The 6336-nt window shown below is 69.2% G+C and carries 6 protein-coding genes and 1 pseudogene; 3 read left to right on the top strand and 4 right to left on the bottom strand.

Features of this window, described 5'->3' with window-relative positions:
• Nucleotides 1–887 precede the first annotated feature (887 nt).
• Both ACFQ87_RS22115 and ACFQ87_RS22110 read right to left on the bottom strand, forming a co-directional pair.
• Nucleotides 888–1016: pseudogene (locus ACFQ87_RS22115) on the bottom strand (family 1 glycosylhydrolase); the annotation flags it as partial.
• Between the two features lie 264 nt (nt 1017–1280).
• Nucleotides 1281–2186 carry a LysR family transcriptional regulator gene (locus ACFQ87_RS22110; protein WP_380612511.1) on the bottom strand — a complete coding sequence of 302 codons (906 nt, stop codon included), beginning with the start codon at nt 2184–2186 and terminating at the stop codon, nt 1281–1283.
• Nucleotides 2187–2324: 138 nt separating this feature from the next.
• On the opposite strand from ACFQ87_RS22110, the gene ACFQ87_RS22105 reads away from it, so the two are divergent.
• Both ACFQ87_RS22105 and ACFQ87_RS22100 read left to right on the top strand, forming a co-directional pair.
• The gene (locus ACFQ87_RS22105; protein ID WP_380612510.1) at nt 2325–3143 is read left to right on the top strand and encodes an inositol monophosphatase family protein; all 819 of its coding nucleotides are present in this window, start codon (nt 2325–2327) and stop codon (nt 3141–3143) included.
• Nucleotides 3144–3182: 39 nt separating this feature from the next.
• The gene (locus ACFQ87_RS22100; protein ID WP_380612509.1) at nt 3183–3779 is read left to right on the top strand and encodes an NADPH-dependent F420 reductase; all 597 of its coding nucleotides are present in this window, start codon (nt 3183–3185) and stop codon (nt 3777–3779) included.
• A 124-nt stretch (nt 3780–3903) separates the two neighbouring features.
• On the opposite strand, the gene ACFQ87_RS22095 is transcribed toward ACFQ87_RS22100, so the two are convergent.
• Nucleotides 3904–4086: a nuclear transport factor 2 family protein gene (locus tag ACFQ87_RS22095; protein WP_380612508.1), complete on the bottom strand. Its 183-nt coding sequence runs from the start codon at nt 4084–4086 to the stop codon at nt 3904–3906.
• Nucleotides 4083–5081, bottom strand: a complete 999-nt coding sequence (locus ACFQ87_RS22090) for an NADP-dependent oxidoreductase (protein ID WP_380612507.1) — start codon at nt 5079–5081, stop codon at nt 4083–4085. Before ACFQ87_RS22090 ends, ACFQ87_RS22095 begins: the two co-directional genes overlap by 4 nt.
• A 122-nt stretch (nt 5082–5203) precedes the next feature.
• Here ACFQ87_RS22090 and ACFQ87_RS22085 point away from each other — a divergent pair, with 122 nt between their 5' ends.
• Nucleotides 5204–6076: a LysR family transcriptional regulator gene (locus tag ACFQ87_RS22085; RefSeq protein WP_380612506.1), complete on the top strand. Its 873-nt coding sequence runs from the start codon at nt 5204–5206 to the stop codon at nt 6074–6076.
• The last annotated feature ends 260 nt before the right edge of the window (nt 6077–6336 follow it).

Here is a 6336-nt window from a genome sequence, read left to right as displayed (position 1 = left end):
CCAGAACCCCTTCTCTTCGGGGTTTTCCTCCCCCCCCCCTCTTTCCCTTTTCTCAGCCGACGGGGGGGGAGAGCGGAGCAGACTTACCCCGCCCCCCCCCCCCCCCCCGTCCGCCTGGACGGTCCTCGCCATGGCCGCCGTCTGCGCCACGACGGCGGCTGCACTCTGCGCACTCCCGGTGCTGCGCATCCCCCCGCCCACCCGGACCCCGGACGGCGCCGGCCGGTAGACGTCGCGGCCCGGGCCGCGAGGGCCTCGTACCGGCCGAGCTCACCGATGACCGTCTGCACGGCCCGCTGCCCAGCGGCATCGCCGGCCACCGCCTCAGCGACACGCTGCAGGTCGTTGTCGGCCTGGGTCGGCACCGCAGAGCAACCGTGTCAGCGGAACCCTCGCCGAGGCCGCAGGCTTCCGACCGGTACGGCGGGAGGTGGTGCACTGGGCCGACCCGGCGCTCCCCCTCTGACGAACACGTGTCCGGCGAGGCATCAGGGAGCTGTCAAGGAAGCTGCGCGGCAAGCCAATCCCCCGTCAAGACGCCCGTGCCGCGCGAAGATCGCGCAGGAACACAGTTTCCAGCTAGGCATATGAATTACTTATGGTCCAGGGATGGCCTTCGGCCTTCCGACATACCTTCCGAGGTGTGTCGATCCGCGCTGATCACACGACAGGGGCAACGACGCGGGACCACTGTGGGGCGTACACGTACCACCCGCCCGGAGTCAGGACGAAGCCCGCTCGTCCGCGCCGCACGGCACGATCGCGTCGAAGTCCTTCGCGTTCGACGGCCTTCGGCCCATCGAACAGGCTGTCATTATAGGGAATCCGTAACTGCCAGTCACGGTGTTTCCTGACTTGCCTTTACCACAAGAGAGTTAGCGAGGCCCCTACTTCGCACACCGTGCCCGATGGGCAGCGATCAGCGCGCGGTACCACGCATACGAGGCCTCAGGCGTGCGACGCTGCGTCTCGAAGTCAACATGGACTAGACCAAAACGCTGATTGAACCCCTCAGCCCGTCGAACAGGCTGTGATTGCAGCTGCGGCCGTCGGCAGCCCCACTACCGCCGCGAAACCCGCTCCTCGCAGTGTCCCCAGCGGCCCAGTCGCCCCGGCAATGTCGATCTCAGCCTGCCGTCGACAGGCCGCCCCCGCACAGGCCACGCACCCCTCCAGGGGGCTCACGCCCCTACTCCACCGCCCGTACTCGACCAGGCGGGCGTGTAAGCGATCGCGTGTTTCGGACACGCTCAGCCCCGAAAGCGGTCGGAGGACGCCGACTACGACGCCCCGCATACGGCTAGCGCGGTTCGTGCCAGGCCGCGCAGCCAGGCGTGGGCGTGGTCGGTGTCGTAGCGCTGATGCCACGACAGGCATATCGGTGCCGACGGCAGTTCGAGCGGGAGGGGGAGCACGACCAGGCCGAGGTCGGCGACTGCGGACCGCGTGGTGGCTTCGGGGACGGTGATCAGGAGATCGGAACCGCGTGCGAACTCCAGCGCGGCCGCTTCCGTGGGCGCGGTGGCCACCACGCGGCGGGTGAGGCCGAGCCGCGCGAGGGCGTCGTCGAGGGCGTTGCTGAGGTTTCCACGTCGCGAGGCGGTGACGTGCTCAGCGGCGGCGTACCGCTCTGCGGTGACGGTCCCGACACGGGTGAGGGGGTGCCCGTGCCTCACGACGACGACGAGGCGGGTCTCACCCACCTTCTCGGCACGGATGTCCGGTGCGCTCGGACGGTTGGCGTTGGCCTCCAGGTCGACCTCGCCGCGCCGCAACTCGGGGGTGTCGGTGCTCGATTCCGCGACGAAGCGCAATCGCACGCCCGGCGCCTGTTCGCGCACGGCCGCGAGCAGTGCGGGGCCGCTCAGGGCTACCAGGGAATCGTGCCAGCGGAGTGTGAAGGTGCGCTCCAGCGTTGCCAGATCGAGTTCACGGCTCGGTGCCAGCACCTCCTGGACCTGGTGCAGCAGCTCGTGCACCTGTTCCCGGACGGCGATCGCGTACGGCGTCGGGGTCATCGTGCGGCCGGTGCGCACCAGGATCTGATCCCCGGTCGTGCGCCGGATTCGGCCCAGGCTCCGGCTCATCGCGGGGGCGGTGACGTGCAGGCGTGCGGCCGCCCCGGCCACGCTGCCCTCCTCCAGCAGCGCGTCCAGCGCGGCGAGCAGGTTCAAATCCAATTGCATACGAGTAATCCTAGCCGTGCTTGACATGCACTTGAAGTTAATTACGGGGCTATCTACCGTTGAGGCGAAAGCGCAAGGAGTAACGCGCAGTTCGGCCCTCTACCGGCCTCATCCCCCTCCTCAGACGGGAGTACCACCATGTCCGAACCGCTTCAGACCATTGACGTCGCCGCCTTGGACTCCGACCTGCTCGCCCAGACCGCGAACGCCGTGCGCGAGGCGGGTTCGGCGCTGCGCGAGCGCTTCGGCGAGGTGGTTCGCTACCGGAACCGCGAAGAGCTGATGCGCGCGCTGGCCGCCAACGACGGGATGGCCCTCGACATCCTGCGCCCCCGACTCACGCGCCTGCGCCCGGACGCCGGCTGGGTGGAGGACGAGCTGGACGGCGGGGCGCTGCCGCCCGGCGAATGGTGGGTCGTGGATCCGGCCGAAGGCAACGTCAACCACCTGCACGCCCTGCCGGAGTGGGCGGTGACCGCCACCCTCGTGCGCGACAACCAGCCGGTGCTCACCGTGGTCCACCTGCCGTTGACCGGCGAGACCTACACCGCGCTCACCGGCGCGGGCGCCCACCTCGACGGCCGGCCGCTCAACGTCTCCCCCACTGCGGACCTCGGCCTGAGCATCGTGGCCACCAGCCAGGCCCGGCCGGACGAGGACGAGAAGGTCGTGCGGCGCGTCGGCTCCTCGATCACCGCGATGCTCTTCGACGCGCTGGTCGTCCGCACCGCCGTGCCCGCGACCCTGCACCTGGTGAACGTGGCCGCCGGCCGGATCGACGCCTTCTGGCAGTTCGCCGGCGCCCGCGCGGACCTGCTGCCCGGGGCGCTGCTCGTCACCGAGGCCGGCGGACGGATCTCCGACGCCGAGGGCCGCCCCTGGACCCCCCAGAGCGGAAGCTTCCTGGCTGCCGCGCCCGGTATCCACGCCGAAGCCGTCGCCACCCTCTCCCGCTGACCGCACCACAACCCGCACCCATGAAAGGACACCATCACCATGACCACGATCGCCGTTCTCGGAAACGGCCGCGTCGGCGGCAACCTGGCCGCGGCCCTCACCCGGGCAGGGCATGAGGTGACCGTGGCGGACCGCACGCCGGGCGCCGCCGCCGACGCCGCCCGAACAGCCCGGATCGTCATCAACGCCACCCCGGGCAACGGCTCGCTGGAGCGGCTCGCCGCCCTGCGCGAGGAACTGCGCGGCAAGATCCTCGTCGACGTCTCCAACGCCACCACCGACGGACCGGACGGACTGCCCGCCGACCTGCTCTACCCCGGATCAAGCCTCGCCGAGCAACTCCAGGAAGCACTCCCCGAAACGCGCGTCGTCAAGACCCTCAACACCATGCTCTTCCCGGTGATGACCGCACCGGCCACCCTCCCCCAGACACCGACCGCGTTCCTCTCCGGTGAGGACCCGCAGGCCAAGCAGACCGTCCGCGAACTGCTCACCGACCTCGGCTGGCACAAGGAGTGGATCACCGACCTCGGCGGGATCCGGACCGCCCGCGCCACCGAGGCCGCGATCCTCTTCGTCCCGCACGTCATCCGATCCACCGGCTTCACACCCTTCGCGGTCTCGATCGCCCGCTGACTGTCGAGCTGCGCCGGCTGGGCACTGCTCGTCGGCCAACGGTCCAGCCGGCTCGCTCCGGCTGGACCGGCCGGTACCCGCGTGCAGGTGCGCACCGGCGTTTGCGGGGTCGGGCGCTCCCCTTTCACCTCCGAACAGATGAGTCGAGCACCGCCGCGCGTCCGGCGATCGGGCCGAGCACTCCCTGTCGGGACATCGTCAAGGTCCAGGTGGTGTCTTCGGTCAGAACCGCTTCCAGCGCGGGCACCTTCAGCTCGTCCAGGGCGTGGGCGTAGTGCGCCACCGCCTGCTGGAGTTCGGCGATCACGAGACCACCGTCAGCACGATCTTGCCTTGGATGTGGCCCTGCGCGGCTCGCGTGTGTGCGCTGCCCGCCTCGGGCAGCGGGTAGGTGCTGTCCACCCCGACCTGCAGCTTGCCCTCGTCGAACAGGCGCCCGATCTCGGCGAGCTGGGGGCCGTTGGAACGCACCTGAATGTTCGAGACTGTGATGCCCAGACTCGCCGTCTCTTCCGGATCGTACTGGGCGAAGAACACCGGAAGCATGGTGCCGCCGCGATTGAGCACACTCAGGAAGCGTGAGCTGTCCGGGCCACCGACGGCGTCGATCACCAGGTCGACACCGCTGACTACGTCCGCAGCCTGCGTCCTGGTGTAGTCGATGAACTCATCGGCGCCGAGCTTGCGCAGGAACTGCTCGTGCCGCCCGGAGGCCACCGCGATGACGTGTGCCCCCTTCCATTTCGCCAGCTGCACCGCGAAGTGACCCACTCCACCGGCAGCACCGTTGACCAGCACGGTCATCCCTGGCGTGATCGGCACCGGCTGGTGCACCCGACCGGTGAAAACCGACGGCACGTCGTGGCCGAGATCCACCAGGTACTGCCAGGCCGTAAGCACGGCCATCGGCGCCCCGGCCGCCTGCACGTGGTCGATACCGGCCGGCTTGTGAGCCAGGTCCGAAGCCGGTGCGGCCACGTACTCGGCGTAGGTCCGGCCGTCGAATCCGGGGAACCGCAGCATGCCGAAGACCTCGTCACCGACGGCGAACCCCAACACGTCCGGAGCGACCGCCTGGACCACGCCCGACATGTCCGTTCCGGGGACCAGAGGGAACTCCAGGGCCGGCCTCATCTCGGCCGGCATGACCTTCATCCCCTCACGCAGGTACCAGTCCGGCGGGTTGATGCCCGCTGCGTGCACCCGGACGAGCACTTCGCCCGGGCCGATCTCGGGAACCGGCACCTCGTCATACTGCAAAACCTCGGGCCCGCCCGCTTCATGGAACTGGATCGCCTTCATCGCGTCTGTCGCCTTCTTGGGGAAACGTTGCTCCTTGAGTCAAGGCCCACCGCGGCATCGCCGTCCAAGACCAATTCGGCAACCTGCTCATTCCGAAACGGCATGACGCGTACGCTGCAAGGGTGAACGATCTCGGACAGGACCTGGAACTGCGGTTGGTGCGCTACTTCACCGTGGTCGCGGCGCACCAGCACTTCGGCCGGGCCGCCGCCGACTTGCACGTGGCCCAGCCTGCGCTGAGTCGCCAGATCCAACGGCTCGAGAAGTATCTCGGCACACGACTGCTGGACCGCGTACCCCAGGGCACCCGGCTCACTCCGGCAGGCCAGAGGTTCCTCCCCCGGGCCCAAGCCCTGCTGCAGGCCGCCCGCCAGGCCGAACTGGCCGTGCGCGGACAAGCCGAGATTGAACGAATCACCATCGGCTACGTTGAAGACCTGGTGATCACTGCCGCCGTGGGGGAACTGCGCCGCCGTTACCCGGAGGCCGAGATCACCACCCGGTACCTGAGCTGCCGCGACGTCGGGGCGCTGTCCGACAAGCACGTCGACGCCCTGATCGCGCGGGCCCCGCTGCCGCTCGCCGCCGACGTCTTCACCACCCCTTTGTACGAGGAGCCCCGGATGCTCGTGGTCCCACGCGGCCATCCCTTGGCCGACCGCCCGTCGGTGACCTCGGAAGAACTGGCCGGCGAGGAGGCGGCGCCATGCCCGTTCGAGACCGCGGACTGGACTTCCTACCGGATCCTCGGGGCCGACGTGCCGCCGATCGAGAGCTACGAGGACAAGCTGGAACTCGTCGCGAGTGGCAGGGCGATCGCCGTGCTACCGGTCGGCGACCGGCGTAGCTCACTACGCCCCAACCTCGTCACCATCCCGATCGAGGGCGCTCCTTCCAGCCAGGTCGTCCTGGTCAGCCGCAAGGGCGACCCGAATCCGATGATCAGGAATCTCCGACTGGTGGCCAGGGCCGTCCTGACCGCCCCGGCAGCCTGACCGGGCTCGCCTTCTCCTACAGCGGAGGGTCAGGAGGTGGGCATCCTGCGCAAGGACCTGGCCACCTGGTGCCGTGGACACCGTCGCTGGAGCAGACCGTCGCCGAGACCGCCGAGCTGACCAACAAGCAGATACGGCGAGGAGTCCACCGATCCGTGCAGTCCCTGGCAGGTCGCTTCGGGGAATCGCGTTGGGTCAGGGGTTCGGCGGGCGGAGGCTGGCGTCGGGGTATGGAGTTCCCCGATGAACCGCCAGGTGAC

The organism is Kitasatospora sp. NPDC056531 (genome assembly GCF_042794375.1).
GTDB lineage: Bacteria > Actinomycetota > Actinomycetes > Streptomycetales > Streptomycetaceae > Kitasatospora.
This window is presented reverse-complemented; position numbering and strand designations above follow the sequence as displayed.